At 38.5% G+C, this 21,152-nt stretch carries 17 protein-coding genes; 16 read left to right on the top strand and 1 reads right to left on the bottom strand.

Features of this window, described 5'->3' with window-relative positions; translation table 11 throughout:
* Positions 1-107: 107 nt before the first annotated feature.
* From dcuS to essA, 15 genes are all read left to right on the top strand, one after another.
* Entirely contained in the window at positions 108-1,694 is a 1,587-nt protein-coding gene (dcuS, locus tag SCI76_RS12345; RefSeq protein ID WP_063248489.1) for a DcuS/MalK family sensor histidine kinase, read from the top strand.
* Complete coding sequence (locus SCI76_RS12340; RefSeq protein ID WP_028412480.1) at positions 1,687-2,412, top strand: response regulator; 726 nt, start codon at positions 1,687-1,689, stop codon at positions 2,410-2,412. The genes dcuS and SCI76_RS12340 overlap by 8 nt, the downstream gene beginning before the upstream one ends.
* A 141-nt stretch (positions 2,413-2,553) precedes the next feature.
* The gene (locus SCI76_RS12335; protein ID WP_407545226.1) at positions 2,554-3,213 is read left to right on the top strand and encodes a B12-binding domain-containing protein; all 660 of its coding nucleotides are present in this window, start codon (positions 2,554-2,556) and stop codon (positions 3,211-3,213) included.
* Entirely contained in the window at positions 3,200-3,952 is a 753-nt protein-coding gene (locus SCI76_RS12330; protein WP_033580723.1) for an STAS domain-containing protein, read from the top strand. Before SCI76_RS12335 ends, SCI76_RS12330 begins: the two co-directional genes overlap by 14 nt.
* A gap of 293 nt (positions 3,953-4,245) precedes the next feature.
* The gene (locus SCI76_RS12325) at positions 4,246-5,340 is read left to right on the top strand and encodes an ATP-binding protein (RefSeq protein WP_224980631.1); all 1,095 of its coding nucleotides are present in this window, start codon (positions 4,246-4,248) and stop codon (positions 5,338-5,340) included.
* 364 nt (positions 5,341-5,704) lie between these two features.
* On the top strand, positions 5,705-6,910 hold the full coding sequence (locus tag SCI76_RS12320; RefSeq protein WP_028412476.1) for a DEAD/DEAH box helicase: 1,206 nt from the start codon (positions 5,705-5,707) through the stop codon (positions 6,908-6,910).
* A gap of 252 nt (positions 6,911-7,162) precedes the next feature.
* Positions 7,163-7,480 (top strand): hypothetical protein, encoded by a 318-nt coding sequence (locus SCI76_RS12315; protein ID WP_048021605.1) that lies wholly within the window; start codon positions 7,163-7,165, stop codon positions 7,478-7,480.
* A gap of 109 nt (positions 7,481-7,589) precedes the next feature.
* Positions 7,590-8,189 (top strand): WXG100 family type VII secretion target, encoded by a 600-nt coding sequence (locus tag SCI76_RS12310; RefSeq protein WP_048021603.1) that lies wholly within the window; start codon positions 7,590-7,592, stop codon positions 8,187-8,189.
* Positions 8,190-8,250: 61 nt separating this feature from the next.
* Complete coding sequence (locus SCI76_RS12305; protein WP_033580724.1) at positions 8,251-8,643, top strand: SseB family protein; 393 nt, start codon at positions 8,251-8,253, stop codon at positions 8,641-8,643.
* A gap of 373 nt (positions 8,644-9,016) precedes the next feature.
* Positions 9,017-9,310, top strand: a complete 294-nt coding sequence (locus SCI76_RS12300; protein WP_028412473.1) for a WXG100 family type VII secretion target — start codon at positions 9,017-9,019, stop codon at positions 9,308-9,310.
* Positions 9,311-9,403: 93 nt separating this feature from the next.
* Positions 9,404-9,643, top strand: coding sequence for an EsaB/YukD family protein (locus tag SCI76_RS12295; protein ID WP_025752817.1), 240 nt, complete (start codon positions 9,404-9,406; stop codon positions 9,641-9,643).
* 14 nt (positions 9,644-9,657) lie between these two features.
* Complete coding sequence (gene essB, locus SCI76_RS12290; protein WP_048021601.1) at positions 9,658-10,962, top strand: type VII secretion protein EssB; 1,305 nt, start codon at positions 9,658-9,660, stop codon at positions 10,960-10,962.
* A 12-nt stretch (positions 10,963-10,974) separates the two neighbouring features.
* The gene (gene essC / locus SCI76_RS12285; protein ID WP_048021599.1) at positions 10,975-15,453 is read left to right on the top strand and encodes a type VII secretion protein EssC; all 4,479 of its coding nucleotides are present in this window, start codon (positions 10,975-10,977) and stop codon (positions 15,451-15,453) included.
* On the top strand, positions 15,450-18,641 hold the full coding sequence (esaA, locus tag SCI76_RS12280) for a type VII secretion protein EsaA (protein ID WP_407545225.1): 3,192 nt from the start codon (positions 15,450-15,452) through the stop codon (positions 18,639-18,641). Before essC ends, esaA begins: the two co-directional genes overlap by 4 nt.
* Positions 18,619-19,116, top strand: a complete 498-nt coding sequence (gene essA, locus SCI76_RS12275) for a type VII secretion protein EssA (RefSeq protein WP_033580728.1) — start codon at positions 18,619-18,621, stop codon at positions 19,114-19,116. The genes esaA and essA overlap by 23 nt, the downstream gene beginning before the upstream one ends.
* Before the next feature lie 50 nt (positions 19,117-19,166).
* Here the strand turns inward: essA and SCI76_RS12270 are convergent, their stop codons facing one another.
* Positions 19,167-19,643 (bottom strand): hypothetical protein, encoded by a 477-nt coding sequence (locus SCI76_RS12270; protein WP_028412469.1) that lies wholly within the window; start codon positions 19,641-19,643, stop codon positions 19,167-19,169.
* Between the two features lie 287 nt (positions 19,644-19,930).
* Between SCI76_RS12270 and SCI76_RS12265 the strand changes: the two genes are divergently transcribed.
* Positions 19,931-21,085: an endonuclease gene (locus SCI76_RS12265; protein WP_033580730.1), complete on the top strand. Its 1,155-nt coding sequence runs from the start codon at positions 19,931-19,933 to the stop codon at positions 21,083-21,085.
* Positions 21,086-21,152: the final 67 nt, after the last annotated feature.

Below are 21,152 nucleotides of genomic sequence, written 5' to 3'. Positions count from 1 at the left end.
ATGAAATTAAATAAGCGAAGATCTTATCTGCCTCTAGATAAGATCTTTTTCTTGTGCTATAAACAAGGAAAGCAGGGAAGCGAGGGAAGAATGTGAAACACGGAAGAATGGGGCTGCGAAGCATCACGGTGCTGCTTGTATGCATGGTGGTAATTCTATCGCTATTGTTAACGGATTTATTAGTTAGCAATTCAATTGGAAAAAACATCCGAGATCAACAGGCTGAAAAAGCTCGGACTATTGCTACAATTATTTCAGAATCAACGAACGTGAAAAAAGGACTAGAGACAAAAACACCTCAGTCAATTCAGGAATTTACTGAACGAATTCGTAAAAAATCAAGCGTCTTGTTTATCGTTGTTATAGATATGAATGGAATCCGCCAATCTCACCCAGATCCTAAAAAGATAGGAAAGAGGTTTGCCGGAGGCGATGAGCAAAAATCATTGCACGGGAAATCTTATGTATCTGTATCAAAAGGAACGCTTGATAAATCTCTGCGCGCTTTTGCACCTATTTATAATGAAAAAAATCAACAAATTGGCGCAGTGGCTGTGGGGATTTCTTTGAATAATGTAAATGAAGCGATTAGAGATGGGCATCGTCGAATTGTTTTAGGTTCATTAATTGGCTTACTTGTAGGCGTTCTTGGTGCTATTTTATTAGCGAATTACATAAAGAAAATTTTATTTGGCTTGGAACCTTCTGAAATTGCTAAAATTCTAGAAGAGAGAAGCACCATGCTGCAGTCGGTTCGTGAAGGAGTGATAGCTGTTGATAAAGAAGGTAATATTACACTTGCTAATCGTTCTGCACGCCGCTTATTTGTTAAAGCAGGGTTAGCACCAGAGCCAATCGGTTTGTCTATTCGAGAATATATGCCCACCTCCAGATTGGACGACGTTTTGTCTACGGGGGAATCTCATTATGATGAAGAGCAAGTCATAAATGGAGTAGCCATTGTAGTTAATAGGGTTCCGCTAGTGGTAAACGAAGAGATTGTAGGAGCACTTTCTACGTTTCGGGATAAAACAGAAGTTAATATCTTAGCAGAACAGCTAACAGGTGTTAAAATGTATGTGGAAGCGCTTCGAGCACAATCGCATGAATTTATGAATAAACTTCATGTGATTTTAGGAATGGTGCAGATGAATTATTATGATGAGCTAAAAACGTATATTCATCAGCTTGTTAATCATCGTGTCGATGAATCTAGTTCAGTGACTAAATCTATTAAAGATCATGCGTTGGCAGGGTTTCTCATGGGCAAAATGAGTTATGCTAGAGAGGAAAGCGTAGAACTGACGTTTTCCGCTGATGAAGTTATTCCAGAACCTTCAGATCCACACGTTACTCATCATCTTATTACCATTATTGGAAATTTAATTGATAATGCAATTGATTCAGTTTGTCATCAAGCCTCTAAAAAAGTGTCCGTTATGCTTGTGTATAAAAACAATAAGCTTACGATTCAAGTTACGGATACAGGCTGCGGCATTCCTTCCGATACAATGAATCAGATTTTCAAGAAAGGCTTTTCTACAAAAGGAACGAGCAGAGGGTTTGGGCTGCATTTAGTGAAGCAAACGATTGATGAACTAGGTGGCCAAATCGTTATTGACTCATTTATAAATAGCGGTACCACATTCTATATTGATATTCCGTACGAAACAAGGAGAGATCAAGTTGATTAAAGTATTAATTGTTGAAGATGACCCAATGGTTGCTCAGTTTAATCAAAAGTACATTGAAGAGATAGAGGGGTTTACAGTGGTCGCTGTTGCTCATTCGGGTCATGAAGCCTTAGTGAAGGTAAATGAATATCAAGTTGATTTAGTACTGCTTGATATCTTTATGCCTGGGCAAAATGGTTTGAGAGTTTTACAAGAGATTCGAACAAAGCAAGAGGAAATAGACGTCATTTTTATCACCGCTGCTTCGGATGCCCAAACGATTCAGCAAGCTTTACGCTATGGAGCGATTGATTATTTGATTAAGCCTTTTACATTTGAACGCTTTTATCAAGCACTTTCGGCTTATAAACAAACATTTCGTACGTTAAAACAGCAACCTCAGCTTAATCAACAGGAATTAGACGGGCTGCTGTCTAATAAAAAAATAAAAGAAGCTCCGGTAGAGCCGTTGCCTAAGGGTCTAACGACAGGAACATTAGAAGTCATCGTAGAAGCCATTGTGCATCTTAAAGATCACCCTTTTTCGACCGATGATGTGGCTGAAAAAACGGGAATTTCTAGAGTGTCTATTCGAAAATATTTAAAATTTCTAACAGATATAGGTCTTCTTGGAGAAAGAATGACTTACGGCACAATAGGACGTCCTGTGTATGCGTACTTATACAATGAACAAAACCGTCACTTGCTGCATCACTACCTCGTTGACTTTGAAAAATAAAAAGATTTACCTGTCAGAGACGTCCGGTGCTATTTTGTCGGTGTGAGAATATTTTACTGTAGAGTGCCGGTGAGTTAAGTGGTATGGTTGATAATAACAAAGGAAAAAAACAAGTCGTTTGACTGAAAAAGAGGTGGTTTCTTGATTGAAAGCATAGAACGCTTGACTGAATTACTGTTATCAGGGAATCAAGATGAAGTTTGGAATATTGTGTGGAAAAAAAGACAGCAGGGTTTCGACACATTTTATATTTTTCAGCAATTCATTTCAGTGTCAATGGCTCAAATCGGTATGATGTGGGAAGAAGATGAAATTTCAGTGGCTGATGAACATTTAGCTACTACTACCTGTGACTATGTTTTGTCACGCTATCAATTGTGTATAAGACAAGAAGTTATTAAAAGTGAAAAAAAAGGTCTGTTTTTGTGTATAGAAAATGAACAGCATTTTTTAGGTTTAAAAATGATTTCCATTCTCTTTGAAGAGCACGGATGGCAGACGAAACTTTTAGGAGCAGATTCTCCGCTTTTACATGCAACGCACGCTGTTGAACAATGGAAACCTGATTTAGTAGGAATCTCGTTCAGTTTAACTCATCATATAGAAAAAGCAAACGAATATATAGAAGGATTAAAAAAGACAAAACATCAGCCGCTTATTTTAGTTGGAGGCCGAGTAGTTTCAAACTATAAGTTTCCTCTTGTTCAAACAAATCAAGTTCGATTTATTGCACAGCTAGAGGAGTTGAAAGAGCTTTTTCATTATCAATCAATTAGGGGGATTAAGGTTGTCGACTATTAAATATGCTCCGCTTCCTGCTTTTATTATGGATGAGGAAATGAATATTCTAGCGCAATCTGATGAAGCAGCCGCTTTATTCGGAGAGGTTCAACATTTTTTAGAAATTGTTGATGAAGATAGTCAGAACAAAGCTAGAAAACGATTAGGAAAGAAGGAAAAAATAAAAACAGAATTAGTCATGCATTCGCGTAAAGCTAAGATGTCTCTTTATACTGTGAATTGCAAATGGGAGCAAGATAAGGCGCATGTAATATGTGTAGAGGAAGATTCTCAAATTAGAATTCTCTCAGAAAAAATCGAACAGCATACAGCGCGTTTATCTGAAACAGACTTAGAACTGCTGCTGCAAAAAGAACGATTAGAAAAGGCCATGAACCGAGTTATAGAGCTGTCGGGACCGTTTATTCATTTATCGAACAACATGGTGCTTATACCTCTGTTTGGCGATTTATTTGAGGAAGTCATCATGAAAAATGAACATCGGCTGCTCAGACAAATAGATGAGGAAACGGTTGATCGAGTTATCATTGATTTTAATGGAATCGGTCAAATTGATGAACGAGGTGTTGCAGCCCTAGAACATTTAATATGGGAATTTCAGCTAATGGGCGTACAGATTTATTTAACAGGTGTGACACCCGATCACAGTCAATGGCTTCACCAGTATCATTTTCAAGCAAATGTAAAATCTATTAGTAACCTAGGTCAGGCCATTCATCAATTTTTTACAACGGCATGAAATGGCTACAAAAAGTGAACACTTCATATAAAGGCAATAAGACAGGGGATCAATACGGATAAACAGGTGATTAAAATTTGGTGAAACACGCGCGTAAAGTAGCTTTAAGAATTTCAATTATATATATCATTATTGGCGCTGTATGGATCTTGATATCTGATAATATATCTAGAACATTAGCGCAAGGTCGTTTTGAAGTATATATTTTTTTTCAACAATACAAAGGTTGGTTTTTTATTTTAGCTACGGGCATTATTTTGTATGGGTTGGTATATAGGAGAGCTTATAAACTAGTGGAGTCCCAGCAAGAGCTCGTAGTGAAAGAACACGAACTTCAAACGAGCAATCAGCACTATCAATCTTTGTTCAAACATAATCCTGATGGTGTTTTTGAAATAAGTAAAACGGGTGAAGTACTTCTTGCTAACCCGGAAGGTGAAGCAATCGTTGGATACTCCAGTGAAGAACTGCAAAAGATGAAACCTTCAGCTCTTATCGCAGCTGAAGAGTTTGATATGTGTAAAGAGTATTTTAAAGAAGTGCTGAATGGAAAAGGTGCTAAGTTCGAAATGAATGTGATCAATAGAAAGCGAGAAAGACGGTTGCTTAGGTGTTCTTTGCTTCCCATTATTGTTCATAAGCAGGTAGTAGGTGTATTTATGATTGCACGCGATATTACTACATACCGTCAAGATGAAGAGCTTATGATAACCTCGGAAAAAATGTCGGTTATTGGACAAATGGCAGGTGCCGTAGCACATGAAATTAGAAACCCCCTTACTTCTTTAAAAGGTTTTGTACAGGTTATGCAAGCCTCTAAGGAAACAAATGACACATATTTAGATATCATGATGTCTGAAATCGACCGCATCAACTTAATCTCCAGTGAAATGCTCATTCTTGGAAAAAAGCAGCATGTATCTTTTGAAAAGACCAATTTATGCGAGATTTTAAAACAAGTTATTACGCTAATGGAAGCGCAGGCCAATTTAAATAATGTTTCTATTTTATTGAAAGAAACAGCAAAAAGGCCTATTTATGTTTCGGCTGATGCAAATCAGTTGAAACAAGTGTTCATCAATGTGATCAAAAACGGTGTAGAAGCTATTATTGAGAAAGGCCATATTACAATAACAGTTGAAGAAAAAGATACACGAGCATTGATTCACTTCGAAGACAATGGAATCGGAATGAGTCAAGAGAGGATTGAACAAGTAGGGACGCCGTTTTATTCTACAAAAGAAGCTGGAACGGGCTTAGGGCTGGCCGTGTGTTACAAAATCATGGAGCGTCATCAAGGTACCATGCATTTTAAAAGCGGTAAAGGAAAAGGGACAACGGTTACTATTGATATGCCAATTACAGAACGAAACAGCCGCCTTTCGTAGTTCAGAGAGGCGGTTGTTTTCTTGAAAAAGAGGAAGTAAGCAGCTGAGCCTTTTGCATTCGGATCCATATAGGACATAAAACCTCCTTCTTATACAAGTTTTCGTCCATAATAAAGAGGATCATATTGTTTTCTATAGAAGCAATAGTGTATCATAGTTGAAGCTATGTATATCGATGTAGAAAAGTTAAGGCAACAATCGACTTTTCTACTGACGGATTGACAGGGTCCCTTGGGATAAGGAAGGTTTATTTATAAATAGAAATTAAGGTCAGTATTAACGCACATGGCCACTGATACATTCGTTTAATTGAAATAAAAAAATCGTTTATAATATCGAGAAAAGCATGGAAAAGGAGATAGATATGAGTCAGTTTATAGAGACTTTACAGCCTTTTTTACAAGAGGCGTGGAAAAAAGCAGGGTTCAATGAGCCTACTGCCATTCAAACGAAAGCTATTTCAGAGATTTTAGCTAATAAAGATGTAATAGGAGAATCCCCAACGGGAACAGGAAAGACACTGGCATATTTGTTGCCTGTCTTACATCGCATTCAGCCGGGACCATCTCATGTTCAAGCGGTTATTTTAGCATCTTCCCATGAATTAGTTATGCAAATTCATGGTGAAATTCAAACTTGGTCGCAGGGAAGCGGTATTTCAAGCGCTGCGTTTATTGGCGGAGCAAATATGAAACGGCAATTAGAAAAACTCAAAAAGCGCCCTAATATCATTGTTGGTACCCCAGGACGTTTGAACGAATTAATTAAAATGAAGAAATTAAAAATGCACGAAGTCAAAACAATTGTGATTGATGAAGCGGATCAATTGTTTGTACCTGAGCATGTTCAAACGGTTCAACAGATTGTAAAAATGGCGTTAAGTGATCGTCAAATCCTAGTCTTCTCAGCTACTGTATCAGAACGTACCAAATCGCTAGCGAAAGACATGATGAACCAGCCTCTTGAAATAGAGGTAGGAAGAGATGAACTCCCAGCTTCGAAGGTAGAGCATGTATACATCAAAAGTGAAGCTAGAGATAAAGTGGACGTGCTTAGAAAACTAGTTCGTCAAGAACAAATGAAAGCTTTAGCCTTTTTTAAAGGGATTGATACTCTGATCGAGTTTGAAGAAAAATTAACATTTAAGCGTGTAGAAGCAGGCTCTTTACACAGTGAAACGAAAAAAGAAGATCGTGCTACGACGATTAAAGGGTTTCGAAAAGGAGATTTCCCTGTCTTATTAGCAACGGATGTCGCAGCTAGAGGATTAGACATTAAGGGATTGACGCATGTAATTCATATCGATGTTCCTCAAGATGCAGATCAATACGTACATCGCTCAGGTAGAACAGGCAGATCGGGAGCAGAAGGTACAGTCATTTCTCTTGTCACTGAACGAGAAGAGCGAAATTTAAAACAAATCGCACGTGAACTTCAACTTTCATTAGCGAAAAAAGAGCTTTATATGGGCGAAATCGTCGATGAAGGTACAAAAGAGCAGTCCCGTACAGCTAAAAAACCTTCAAAAAAGCCATTTAACAAGAAAAAGAAACAAAAAGGTCGGATGTAAACTAGGTATTCTTCCTTTTTATAACAGCAGTGTCACAACCTAAAAAGCAACGTCTACTGCTTTATTACAGCAGCCTGGCGTTGTTTATTTTCTCTATTTCCCCTGTATAAATAAGTAAAAAAAGAGAAATGTAGATATTTTTTCCTAGGTATGAAAATAGTTTGAATGATGGATTTTGTTTTTTGTAACCTTATTTTAACATTACTTTAAGAGACTTCTAATAAAAGAGGAAGAAGGACGTGGGGACATTTTATGGATGCAATTGATGATCTCTTTGACGACATAGAGCGAAGAAGAAAAAGCAAAGAATATAGTCGAGATGCAGATCAATTAGAATCATATTTACATGAAGTTCAACATATCATGGAATTTCTTGAAGAAGGTATCTATCTGTTTCAAAATTCGCACCAACAATATGCGTCAGATTGGTCAGGGCGTTCTAAGAGCTCATATGAGGATATTTATAATGATATTACGCAATCCACTTTTCATCTGTACGACGTAAGGGATGAATTGTTTCAAACTTTACGCTTAGAAATTTCACGATTAAGAGAGCTAGCATCGGCGTAATAAATAACATTATCGACTCACTCTTTTAGAAAGTGAGTCTTTCCGTATAGGCTTAAAAAATGTTTGGATGATGACTGAAGGCTTACAAGAGATAGGGGGACGGACATACATGGAGATAAAAGTAAATCCAGAGGTGCTGCAGACATTTGCAGAGCGAATTCAACAGTCTCATTCACAGACGGCTGATGCACTTCAAAAACTAAGCTGGGAAGCTACAAATCTACATTTCTTGTCTGTTGCAGATATTGATAAAGTGCTGGACTTGCAGGAAGAGTTACAGCATATGATTCGCAAACTTGATTCGCTAACGGAAAATGCACATTTATTAGTAAAAGACACTGCGGAGCAAATGAGAAAAGCAGATGGAGAGCTAGAAGGCTCTTCAGGCTGGACGGAGTTTTGGTCGAGCGTATGGAGCGATGGGAGCGCCCATTCGCAAGATACGTGGAATGACATAAAGAACTTAAAAGAATGGAACACGTATGACAATATGCATAGAACGATTGAAAAACCTCTAGGTACTCTTAATGTTATGTGGAGTTCGCTTTCTATGTCTTGGGAAGAAAAAGTAGTGAATGGTTCTACATGCAGTCGAACGGAATTTTTTACTTATGGGGTTATTCAAATGGGATTGGGCATTTTAAGTCAGGAGATGAATCCTTCAAACATTATGTTTAGTGACAGCACAGAGGAAGTGAAGAGAGAATGAATGAAGTATATGATGGCGCTGGAAGTGAAATGGTACAGTTCCTTACAGGATTGTCTCAGCAATGAAGTATACATTTAACTTATTAGAAAAATCGTTAATTGAAGCAATGAAAGATAATAAAAAAATTGCTCAATTTTATAAAACTTTAATGAATAGCAATTTATGGCTAGTTGTTAGCTCAGAACATGTAGCATCAGATATATTAATTGCAGAGCACTACGTTCAGACGATGAAAAGTGCAGCGTATCGATATTTACCTGTTTTTTCGTCAAAATATCCGATTGAACAGATGCTAAAAGATGAAAAGACCGTATGTGTATCATTTAAGGATATGCTGCCTGTATTAAATGAAGAAATAGCCATATTACTTAATCCTGACACGCCTCTCTCAAAATTATTCATCCCGGAAGAAATAAGAATGTTAAAAGAAGATCAAAATTATTTTAAGCAGTAGCCAAGGCGATAACAAGCACATGTCCTTTTTTCAAGCATGTCTGAGTCTTAAATAAATAGGATATATATATATAGGCAGGGCCTTAAACAGGCTGCTGCTTTTTTATTACTAGTAAATAGTTCTATAGATAATAAATAGAAATGTAATTTAATAGTCTTATAGTTTTTATTTTCCTTTAAATAGGTACCTATAGATTAGATGGAAAAGGTTTAAATGAGAACAAAATCTTGGTTTTTAAGGTTTTATTTGCATTTTTTAGGGGTATTTGTAGATACATATTCTCATTTTTGGAGGCTTTTGCAAGTAACCTTTGACCTTATCACTAGAGTTTCTTACAATAATAGTAAATATATAAACCGAAGGAGAGATATGTATGTCAGGAATTATTCGCGTAACACCAGCAGAGCTTCGCGACATGTCAGGTCGCTATACTAACGAAAGCGGTCAAGTTCAAGAACTAGTAAGCCGTCTTGATACAATGAAAAATCAACTTCAAGATATGTGGGAAGGTGCTTCAAGCGAAGCGTTTGCTGCTCAATACGAAGAATTAAAACCTTCTTTCGTTGAAATGTCTAACCTACTTACAAAAATTGCTAAGCAATTAGACGACTCTGCAAATGTTCTTGAAGATACAGATAACCAAATCGCTAGCCAAATCCGCGGTTAACTTCATCTAATAATCTAAGTGAAGTAATAAAAGGAGCGCCCCATTCTCAAAAGATGAAGGCGCTTTTTCTATGTTTTGAGGTGATGAAACCCTATGTATATAGAAGTAACAGTAGACTTAAAGCACTATACAGGTGATCGGTTCGATTTGCGACTATCAAACTATCATTCAATCAAAAAAGTAGTCGAGATCGTTTGGCAAGCTAAAAAGATTACTCAATCACCAAAGGACGGTGCGTGGATACGTGTTTCAAATAAAAATCTTATTTTCTCGGGAAATGAGACGATGATTAACTGCGGAATTACCACAGGTGATTGTATCGAAATTCTCTAAAGGAGTCTATTAGAATGTCAGAGAAGAAACCGACTTACTTAGAAGAGCAGCTCGAAGCTGTAATGACACGTCATAATAATGAATATACATTTGTTTTTCAAAAAGAAAAAATTCGACTTGATCGTTCTGTTGAAATTGAAATGTTAAAGGATGTAAACACGGCTTTTCAAAAAGAAATCATGATGAGCGATGATGAACTTAAAATAACAATTAAGCCTACCTCTGAATTTCAACCTTTTACAGCATTAAGGGGAAAAGAAGAACAGCAAAAGTGGCTGTTTGCAGATCAGCTTATCAAAAAGGTAAAGCAGCATTCTTTTTCAAGGCTGCATTTGTTGATTTGTCCAGAAAATATCATTTTTGATAAAAGTTTAAGTCCTGCTTTTTTACATTATGGAGTGAAAGAAAGTTTACCTCCTTATGAGCCTAACGAGGAACAAAGCTTTCAGGAGTTAAAGGCTACGATAGCGGCGGCCGTTGACTCATCGCATACATTTGAACAGTATTTTAAGTTATACGAGACCTTGCAATTAAAAGAAGACGCTAAAAAAATAATGCATATCAGCAATGAGGAAGAGTTGAGTCAATTTGTTCAGCATAAGCTAACCCAAATTGAAAAACATCAAAAGACACTTGTTCAACTTCCTCAAAAACGCTGGACCATTTTTAAGTTTTCATCTGTCGGTATACTTGTCTTATTAATTCCAGCTCTTATTTATACTTTTTATTCTTATTTTTTTGCTCAGCCGAAACAAGAAGCATTTGTAGAAAGCAACGAATACTTTCTTGAAAAAAACTACAGCAAAGTAGTCGACACACTTGAAGATTACGATATTGAAAGTATGCCTAAAATTGTGCAATACGAAATAGCAACCTCCTATCTTGTTAATGAAAAGTTGGGAGAGGAGCAAAAGGCAAATGCTTTAAAGACTATTACGCTTCAGTCAGATCCTCAGTACTTTGCCTATTGGTTTTACATTGGCCGAGGAGACAACAAAAAAGCTTTAGAAGTGAGCCGGTTGTTAGAAGAACGTTCGTTAATTATCTATGCATTAATGAAATACGAAGGTCAGCTAAAGACAGACAACGATTTAGCGGCTGATAAAAAGCAAGAAGAGCTTGATAAAGTAGCGAATGAACTGGAAGAATTCAAGAAAGAAAATGATCAGCAAGAAGCGGAAGCAGCCAAGCAGCAAGAAGAGAAACAGGCTGAGGAAGCACAGGCGGCCAAGCAGCAGGAAGAAGAACAGAAAGCTGCAGAAGCCGAGAAAAAGAAACAAGAAGAGCAGAAAAAACAGCAGGAAGATCAATCGAAGTAGGGAGGTAGTTGTATGAATATGCTTTGGATAGTTAGTGGGCAAACGTATCAGCAGCTGCCTATAGATTTTAAAACCTTTCGCCAAGCAACGGTTGGAAACACTCAGCATCAAACGTTTACTTTTTCCTATCCGTTTGAGAAAGGGCAAATGACGCTGTCATCTGAAAAGAACGGCCGGCTCTTGATTTCCTATGGAGAAGAAAGGATAGCAGAGCTATCTGTTTCTGAGTCGTTTGTATGGCGAGAACAAGGACAGGCTTTAACCTTTGCCCTTACAGAGACGGCTGTTAAAGAAGCTGTCTATTATATTGATTACGGATCAGAAGTCTCGTTTTCCACAAGTGATGAAGCAGCTGATGTGTATCAGCAGAAAGAAAAGTATGTAGTAGAGCCAAAAGAAGGATTTTACTTATCAAAGATAAACGGGAAGTGGAAGGTCTTTTATAACCAAGAACGGCTTTATCTTAATGGACACCGAATAGAAGAGAATAGGAACCTTCAGCCCGGAGATCTTATTTTATGGTCTTCTATGACGATTCAATTAATCGAAAAAGATTTGCTGAAGATTCAAAGCTACTATGATTATGCATCTAAGCTTCCGGCTACGGCGCAACCTATTTCTGAAATGAAAAAGAAGTACCCGGTTTATAGACGGACACCGCGCATGATATATGATTTGCCTAATGATAAGGTGAGCTTGTCCTTTCCGTCTCAAGACAATGATGAAAATAACCGAAGCTTATGGCTTACCATTTTACCCCCATTAGTCATGCTTTTAGTCATGGGTACGGTATCGATTATTCAGCCCAGGGGAATTTTTATTATTATATCTGTCATGATGTTTACGACCACGCTGATTGTATCTACCGTTCAATATTTCAAAGATAAAAAACAGCGCAAGAAGCGCCAAGAGCGTCGTCGTCGAATTTATACAAAGTACTTAGAGAACAAGCGCGAGGAATTACAAGAACTAGCATCAGTTCAACAAGATGTATTATCTTATCATTTTCCAACGTTTGAACGAATGAAATATTTAACAGAACAGATTTCCGATCGAATTTGGGAACGAACTGTGGAAAGCAGTGATTTCTTACAGGTGCGTCTTGGAAAAGGAACAGTTCCTGGAAGCTACCAAATTTCTTTAAATAGCGGAGATATGGCTAATCGAGAAATTGATGATTTGCTTGAGCAGTCTCAGCACATGGAAAAAGTCTATCGAGAAGTCAAAAATGCGCCTGTTACCGCTCACTTAGGTTTAGGCTCTATCGGTCTGGTAGGAAAGATGAAGACGGTGAAGAATGAACTGCATCAGCTTGTAGGACAGCTGGCATTCTCCCACAGTTATCATGATGTGAGATTCGTATTCATTTTTGATGAAGAAGAATATAAAGAGTGGGAATGGATGAAATGGCTCCCTCATTTTCAGCTGCCTCATTCTTTTGCGAAAGGCTTCATTTATAATGAACAAACGAGAGATCAGCTTTTATCTTCTATTTACGAAATGCTGAGAGAACGCGACTTAGATGAAGCAAAAGGAGAAGGGGTTTTCTTGCCTCACTTTGTTTTTATTATTACGAATCAGCAGCTAATTGCAGATCACGTTATCTTAGAGTATTTAGAAGGGTATCACCCTCATCTGGGGTTCTCTACGATATTTGCGGCAGAGACGAAAGAAAGCTTAACGGAGCATGTTCACACACTCGTTCGTTATATTAACGAATCCGAGGGGGATATATTAATTCAAAAGCAAAAAGCTGTGAATATTCCATTTCAGCTTGATAAACACACGCTTGATTATAATGAAAGATTTGCAAGGATGCTGCGGACATTGGATCACCAAGTTGGCATGACCAACTCAATTCCAAATAGCGTTTCATTCTTAGAATTATTTAAAGCAAGAGAAATTGGTGAGCTGGATATCGTGCAAAGGTGGCACACCAATGAATCAGCTAAGTCGCTAGCGGTTCCAATTGGTTTAAAAGGAAAAGAGGATATTGTTGAACTAAATCTTCATGAAAAAGCTCACGGCCCTCATGGATTACTTGCAGGTACGACGGGGTCAGGGAAAAGTGAATTTTTACAAACGTACATTCTTTCTCTAGCGGTGAATTTCCACCCCCATGAAGTCGCATTTTTATTGATTGACTATAAGGGCGGAGGAATGGCTCAGCCGTTTAAAAACATGCCTCACCTGCTTGGAACCATTACAAATATTGAAGGAAGTAAGAATTTTAGTACAAGAGCCTTAGCTTCTATTAAAAGTGAATTAAAGCGACGCCAACGCTTGTTTGATAGATATGAAGTCAATCATATTAATGATTATACAGATTTATATAAGCAAGGTATGGCAGAAGAACCTCTGCCTCACTTATTCTTAATCTCGGATGAATTTGCTGAGTTAAAAAGTGAAGAACCAGAGTTCATTCGCGAATTAGTCAGCGCGGCGCGAATTGGACGTAGTCTAGGCGTTCATTTAATTTTAGCAACACAAAAGCCAGGCGGTGTTATTGACGATCAAATTTGGAGTAATGCGCGCTTTAAAGTAGCGTTAAAAGTCCAAGATGCCGCTGATAGTAAAGAAATCTTAAAAAATGCAGACGCTGCTTCTATTACGGTGACGGGTCGAGGCTATCTGCAGGTTGGAAATAATGAAGTGTATGAACTGTTTCAGTCAGCCTGGAGCGGCGCGCCGTACATGGAAGATACGTATGGGGCTGAAGATGAAGTAGCCATTGTCACAGATCTCGGGTTGATTCCTTTATCTGATGTATCTACTCAGCAGACGTCATCCAAACAAGCGGAAGCAGAAATTGATGTTGTGGTGCAAAAAATCGAACAAACGCAGCAGGAATTAGGTATCAAAAAATTAAATAGTCCATGGCTGCCGCCTCTTAAAGAGAGATTGCTTCGCAGTGAGTACAAAGAGAAGCGAGACGGCGTATTCCCAATTGGCTTAATTGATGAACCTGAAAAGCAAAGTCAAACGGTATATAACTATCAGCTAATGGACGATGGAAACATTGGTATATTTGGTTCGTCAGGATACGGTAAATCGTTTACAGTCATGATGTTGCTTCTTAGTCTAGCTGAAAGACAGAGCCCAGAGCAGCTTCATTATTACATTTTTGACTTTGGGAACGGTACGCTGCTGCCGCTTCGTCAGCTGCCTCATACGGCGGATTATTTCTTAATGGATCAAATGCGTAAAATTGAAAAATTCATGACGATTATCAAACAAGAAATCGCAAGGCGAAAGCAGTTATTTCAACAGCAGGAAGTTAGCAATATCAAAATGTATAATGCTTTAAGTTCAGAAGAGCTTCCTCTAATTTTTATCACGATTGATAATTTTGATCTTGTCAAAGAAGAAATGCAAGATCTAGAAATGCAGTTCACGCAGCTTGTGCGTGACGGCCAGTCTTTAGGAATTTATATGATCTTTACCGCAACGCGCGTGAATTCTATTCGTCAGTCACTTATGAATAACTTGAAAACGAAGGTGGTTCATTACTTAATGGATCATTCAGAAGCGTATTCTATTTTAGGGCGTACGCCGTATGCGCTAGAGTCTATTCCAGGCCGGGCTATTATCAAAACGGATCAACCTTATTTTGCACAGCTGTTTTTACCTGCGGAAGGAAAAGATGATTTTGAAATTTTTGATGCAGTTAAGCTGCACATTCAACGATTAAAGAATCAATACGCTGATGCTATTCTTCCGGAGCCGGTGCCAATGCTGTCATCGAAACTTGTACTTGCCGAATTTATGACGGACAGAAGAGTTATTCGCGAAAAAGGAGTTATTCCTCTTGGGTTAGATGAAGAGTTTGTTCGACCGGTGCATATGAACTTTACGAAAAATAAGCATTGTATCGTCATGGGACAGACGCAAAAAGGAAAGACCAATGTAGTGAAAGTCATACTGCAAACAGCGCTTGAACAAGGCGTGAAGCAAATCGGACTATTTGATTCGGTTGACCGTGGTTTATCAAGCTATGCAGCTGAAGAGCAAGTTGTTTACATGGAAACAAAAGAACAGATCGTCGACTGGCTTGACCTAACCGAAGAACGATTGCAGCGACGTGAAAATAAGTATTTGGAAGCAGTGCAGGAAGGAACCGTACACGGCCTTTCATTTGCCCCGATCATGCTTGTAGTAGACGGATTTGTACGATTCCAGCAAAACTTAGACAGTGTCTTGCAGGATCGTATTACAAAATTGATGAAAAATTATAGCCACCTGGGCTTTAACTTGATTGTTGCAGGGAACAACAATGAGTTTTCAAAAGGATTTGACGCGTTAACAACAGAAGTGAAGCAAATTGGCCAAGCTGTGTTGTTGATGAAGAAAACAGAGCAAAGCTTATTTACACTTCCTTATGACCGAAAAGAAGCCGACGTTAACCCTGGCTTCGGTTATTATATTAAAAGTGGAAAAGAAACAAGAATTCAAATCCCGCTATGTGTAAGTGAAAGGAAGATCTTAACATGACCGAACAGCGTAAGTATACACTTAAAGTCATATTAGCTGTTGTTTTAATTTTGGCTCTTCCTTCTTTCTTTTTCCAGTATATTGGAGACAACCCGCTACAAGTCACAGAAAACTCAACAAGAACGATTGCGGTTGTTAACGAAGATAATGGAGTAAAAGAAAACAATGAAAAAGCGATAGAATTTGGAGAAAAAGTGACTCCTCTTTTACAGGAGGGGTCGGATTATCAATGGACCGTGCTTGGACGAAGCGCAGCTACAAGCGGTTTACAGAATGGGAAATATGATGCGGTTATTTATATTCCCTCGACTTTCTCACAAAATATTTTATCGTATCAGGAAAAAAAGCCAGAAAAAGCTACTTTGGAATACAAAGTTCAAAGTCAGCTTAACGCAGTTAATAAGGAAAAAGTAGTAGGGGAATTAGAAGATGCTACTACAAAGGTTAATAATGAAATGTCCTCTTTGTACTGGAGTTATGTATCACAGGAAGTGGATAAGGTACGCGGACAGTTCGATAAAATTCTAAATAAAGAAATCGCCTTTCAAAAAACAATGGTCGCTTTTTATAAACCGAATTCAAAAGATTTAGCAGGTGAATTAAATGATCAAAAGAAAATTCTTCAGCAAATCCAAGATAATGTAAATAAAGCAGAAAAAGGTTCTAGCGACAGACAAGGCGACGTAGAACAGGTTGAAAAGAATTTAAACAGCTTCATTGAATATGTAAATCAATATCAAACATATCAAGAAACACAGAAACAAATGCTTGAAAAAACGCAGGCTCAAAGCGTCGCTGCGATTCAACAAGGGTTGTCTTCCCTTGAATCTAATCAGCCAAGCTCTAAGCAAAATTTTAATGAGCAGGCCAATCAAGTGTTTATTGGCTTATCTTCCATTCAACAGCAGCTGGATGAAAATCAAAAAGCCGTTGGAGAACTTGGAGATCAACAAGCAGATAACGTCAGTGAACAAGAAAAAGCTCTGCAAGATTTGAACGGCCAAATCATCAGTTCATACAAACAGCAGTCTGAGCAAACAACCCTAAATCAAATTGAAAGCAAGCTAAAGCCGCTTCGTGCGCAGCTAGAGACAGCTTCATCAAATGATGGCGGCGGGGGCTCAACGGATCCAGGGGAAAGTGATGGAACTCAGCCAGATCCTAATCAAGACGGAGAGACGCCAACGGACCCTGGAGAAGGTGACGGAACTCAGCCAGATCCTAATCAAGGTGGAGAGACGCCGACGGATCCTGGAGAAGATGATGGAACTCAGCCAGATTCCGGTCAAGGCGAAGGAACGTCAGAACCAATTCAAGTGGATTTATCTCAGCAAACAGCAAAGCTTGATGATATATCAAAAGGGCTTGATGATTTAGAACAGCAGCTTCAAGGCATGACGAGTGAAACACCCGAAGCGCCTGAAGCACCTGAGACACCTGAGGGCACGGAAACGCCTGGAACGCCTGAAACACCAGATACACCGGATACACCTGATACATCAGGCACATCCGATGCTGTGAAAAGTGCGCTTGAAAAAGTGGCTAATCTAAAAACACAGGTACAGGCAGTCAAAGATGAGCTGCAAAATGTAACCGTTCAGCCTGAAACTTCAGGAGAAAATACGGATGCGCTGAAGCAGAAAATTGCCAGTTTGGAAGCAGACGTTAAGTCTTTGACAGCACAGAAAAACAAAGCAGAGAAAGACTTAGAAGAAGCAACCAAGTCGTCGAGCAGTCAAATTGCTAAGCTTCAAGAAGAAAATGAACGATTAAAAAAAGAGAATGAAAAGTTGAAAGAAGACGGCAAAAAACCTTCTAAAGGCAGTGCGGATGTTGATGGTCTCATTACGATGATTAAAAACAAAGAAGATAAAATCTTATCTTCTCCAAACCTTTCAGCTTCTCGAAAGGAAAAGCTGAGCAATACATTCTCAGGTAAGATTAAAAGCAGCAGTGCCGAAGATCTGTTAAAGTACTACGGTGATTTATCGCAGTATGATTTGACTTTAGCTCAAGTAGGAAATACAGACATACAGAACAGCGTCCTTAACAATGACTCTATTAAAGGAAGTTTGCAGCAGGCGTTAGCTGGAACCGTTTCTTCTCAAGACGCGCGTAAGCAAATTCAACAAAACCTGTCTCTAACAAAAGAAGAGTTAGCACAGTTCCAAAGTTCAGTGCAAGATTTTGCTGATCAATATGGACAAACAGTTGATGCTGAACAAGCATCGATTATGGAAGAGCTATCAGCTATTCAAGAAAAAGCAAATGCAATGAATCAAGAGCTTCAATCTAGCGCAGGTGAAGATCAAGCATTAGAAAAGAAAGAAGCTCCGGACGTAACAGGCTTAATGACGCTGCAGCAAAGCATGGGTCAAGAGTTGAAGGGAATGAACGAACTCATTTCATCTTTAGGTGAAAGACAAGCTAATGTTGTCACGTACACAGATGAATTGCAGAAGCGTGTAAATGAAGTTCAGGATAAGGCTGACACGCTTAACAGCAAGTGGGCCCAAAACGTGGATTCAACGAAGTTGGTGCGAGGCCAGGTATACCGCTTGTTAAATAATACATTAGTAGATGGACAGAATAACGATTACGTTTATCATTATTTAGCAAATCCTCTTCAAGTAAGCGGTGAAGTGCCGGCTGAAAAAGTAAAAGAGGTTCCACCGGTTGTCATTTTGGTTATTATCTTAATCAGCAGCCTACTAATTGGCTATTTCAGTCAATACTACCGACATGCACCGATGCTTGTAAAAGGTACGCTCTTTGGATTATTGAATTTGATTGTAGGGTTAATGGTAAGTATCTTTAGCCTTAATATTTATTCGTTATCGGGAGACCGGGCAATGGAATGGTCAATCTTTACGATCGTCTTATTGCTTGCTTCATCTACACTTGTGCGTATTGCTTTCTTATTAGGAAGCTTCGCTGGATGGGTGACGACAGTAGGGTTGATTTTATTTTATATTACCCCACTTCTTAACTTATCTATGCCAAACTTTAATTACGAAGATCCAGTATCTAAAGTGTACATGTCCATTCAATATGATACGCAGTCTCTGTTTGGACAGGCGCTTATTGTATTACTGGGAATGACTGCCGTTTTAAGTGTTCTGCCATCTATTATTCGTGCTTTAAAGACGACTAAAGAGGTTGAAAATGATGAAACCTATAGTGCTTAGTAAGAAGATTGGAAGTGTTGTTCTTATTTTTTCACTTTTTTGTTTCCCTATAGCAGCAGCGGCTGAAGCTGATGATGGAAACGTTGAAGAGATTAAACCAAATGTATATAAAGATGATCCCATTAACTTAGACCCCGAATCTTTGCTAGAAAATAAAAAAGAAGTAGGAAATATTCCGGAGGAAATAAAGGATCTTACATTTGAAAAAGAGGAAGATGCAGAGAAAGAGAGTTTAAAAGAAAGTCTTTTTGCGAACGCATCAGCTGAAGATAATACGATTTCTGCGAAAGCAAAAGAATATAACTTGTTTTCTTCTAAAAACACTTCCTACAAGAAAGATCGGACAGAACAAACGGCTTCTGAAAAGTCATCAGATCTACAATGGTTTTATTTATTATTGATTGGTGTGGGGGTTGTTGTATTATTTGTGGTTTTAATACCGCGCATTAGCCCTCAGCCTTCTGTGAAAAAATGAAAAAACCTCGCTGTTAATCAACAGCGAGGTTTTTGCGTATAGACGTAAATTTACAGGCGGCGGAAGCCTTCTTCAAACAAATAATCTTCTGCTTCTTCGTAAGATAAAAATGCTGCCTCTAAATTCAAGCCAGAATAAATATTCCACAGGTCATCTTCATGAACAAGTAAAAGCGTTGCATTGTCTGGGCCGTTCCAGCGCTGTTCATTTCCATTCCCTACAATAGCTTCTTCTCTAGCTGTATCAGGAAGGGTAGACAAAGATTCAATAGAAGCTTCAATAATTGATCGAAGATCTTCTTCAGTGTAATCACGGATATTCACAAGACCTTTGTCATTTGTTTCATATCCTTTTAAAAAACCTGCATATACAAATCCATTTCCGTTAGGATGCAGATGATGCACAACAACCGTTTTATCGTACACGCTTTCTTCATAATGAAAATTCACGCGTCCTAAAGATACATCTTTTCGATGCAGCTCTGGAAACGATGAAATAATAGCTAATTTTTCGTCAAAACTAAGCATAGACAATCCTCATTTCTATTTAAATCATTTCATTTTCTGAAATGGTATAAGCTCTTTTACGATTCGGTTGATTATACCATATATAAAGAAAGACACATAATGCTTTTTCCAGTGTGGACTTTTAAAAATATAACCCTTCGCATAAAGCAGCCGCCACTGTAAAGAAGAACACATCTTTTTCACTATAAAACTTAACAAAAAACAGGCAGGGAATTCACAGTGAAAAAATAATATAAAGAGGTGGAAGGAAACGAGTTTTTAAACCTATCATAAGGAGGAATAAAAAAGTGAGATTACATGCTCTGTGTAAAAAAACATGGGTAATGTCCCTGCTTGTTTTTGCTCTTGTAGTGAGCTTAACTCCTGTTAGTCAAGCAGCGGCATCTTTATCTGTGTCACAAGCTCTTGAAAATCAAAACAATAGTGTACAAGCTGTTAAAGGATATGTAGTAGGTCAACCTACAGGCACATCTACAGTTATTACGAGCAATTACCCAAACGATTATGCACTTGCTCTCGCTGACAGTGCAAATGAAACCAACACAGACAAGATGGTATACGTTCAAATTCCTTCAAATTTGCGAAGTACATTTGGACTTCAAAGTCGCTCGGAGTTAAAAGGGAAAAGTCTTACTGTTACGGGCACACTCACCCCTTACTTTTCACACCCGGGAATAAAATCAGTTACTTCTATCAGTACAGAAACAGGAGGAACTGATCCGACTCCAGACCCCACAGAGCCAACTGTTCCAGTAGAAGACTATTATCGTACCGCAGCTGGAAAAACAGGAAACACCTTAAAAACAGAGCTTCATAACATTATTGACCATCACACAGAACTTTCGTATTCAGCCGTATGGGAAGCTTTAAAGAAAACGGATGAAGATCCAGCTAATGCAAATAACGTTATTTTGCTCTATACGGGGCGTTCACAGAGTAAGAGTACAAATGGAGGTGGAGTGGACGATTGGAATCGTGAGCACGTCTGGGCAAAGTCTCACGGGGACTTTGGAACAGCTATGGGTCCTGGAACAGACCTTCATCATTTACGTCCAACCGATGTGTCTGTAAATGGTACGAGAGGAAACTTAGATTTTGATAACGGAGGGACGGAACATAGCGAGGCACTCGGAAATTATTTTGACAGTGATTCATGGGAACCTCGAGATGAAGTAAAAGGTGATGTGGCTCGTATGTTGTTTTATATGGCCGTACGCTATGAAGGCGATGTAAGTGATGAGCCTGACTTAGAACTTAATAACACAGTGAATAATGGCACTGCTCCTTATCATGGGAAATTATCTGTGCTTCTTCAATGGAACGCAGAAGATCCAGTAGATGATCGAGAACGACGCAGAAATGATATTATTTATTCAGACTATCAGCATAACCGCAATCCGTTTATTGACCATCCTGAATGGGTGAATGAGATTTGGAACTAATGTAGGAGGCGTCCTGGCGGGGCGTCTTTTTTTATAAAAGAAAAAGGAAAAAACTAAAATCCGCCGA

Origin of the sequence: Priestia sp. HNGD-A6 (assembly GCF_045784335.1) — a bacterium.
GTDB classification, from domain to species: domain Bacteria; phylum Bacillota; class Bacilli; order Bacillales; family Bacillaceae_H; genus Priestia; species Priestia zanthoxyli.
This window is presented reverse-complemented; position numbering and strand designations above follow the sequence as displayed.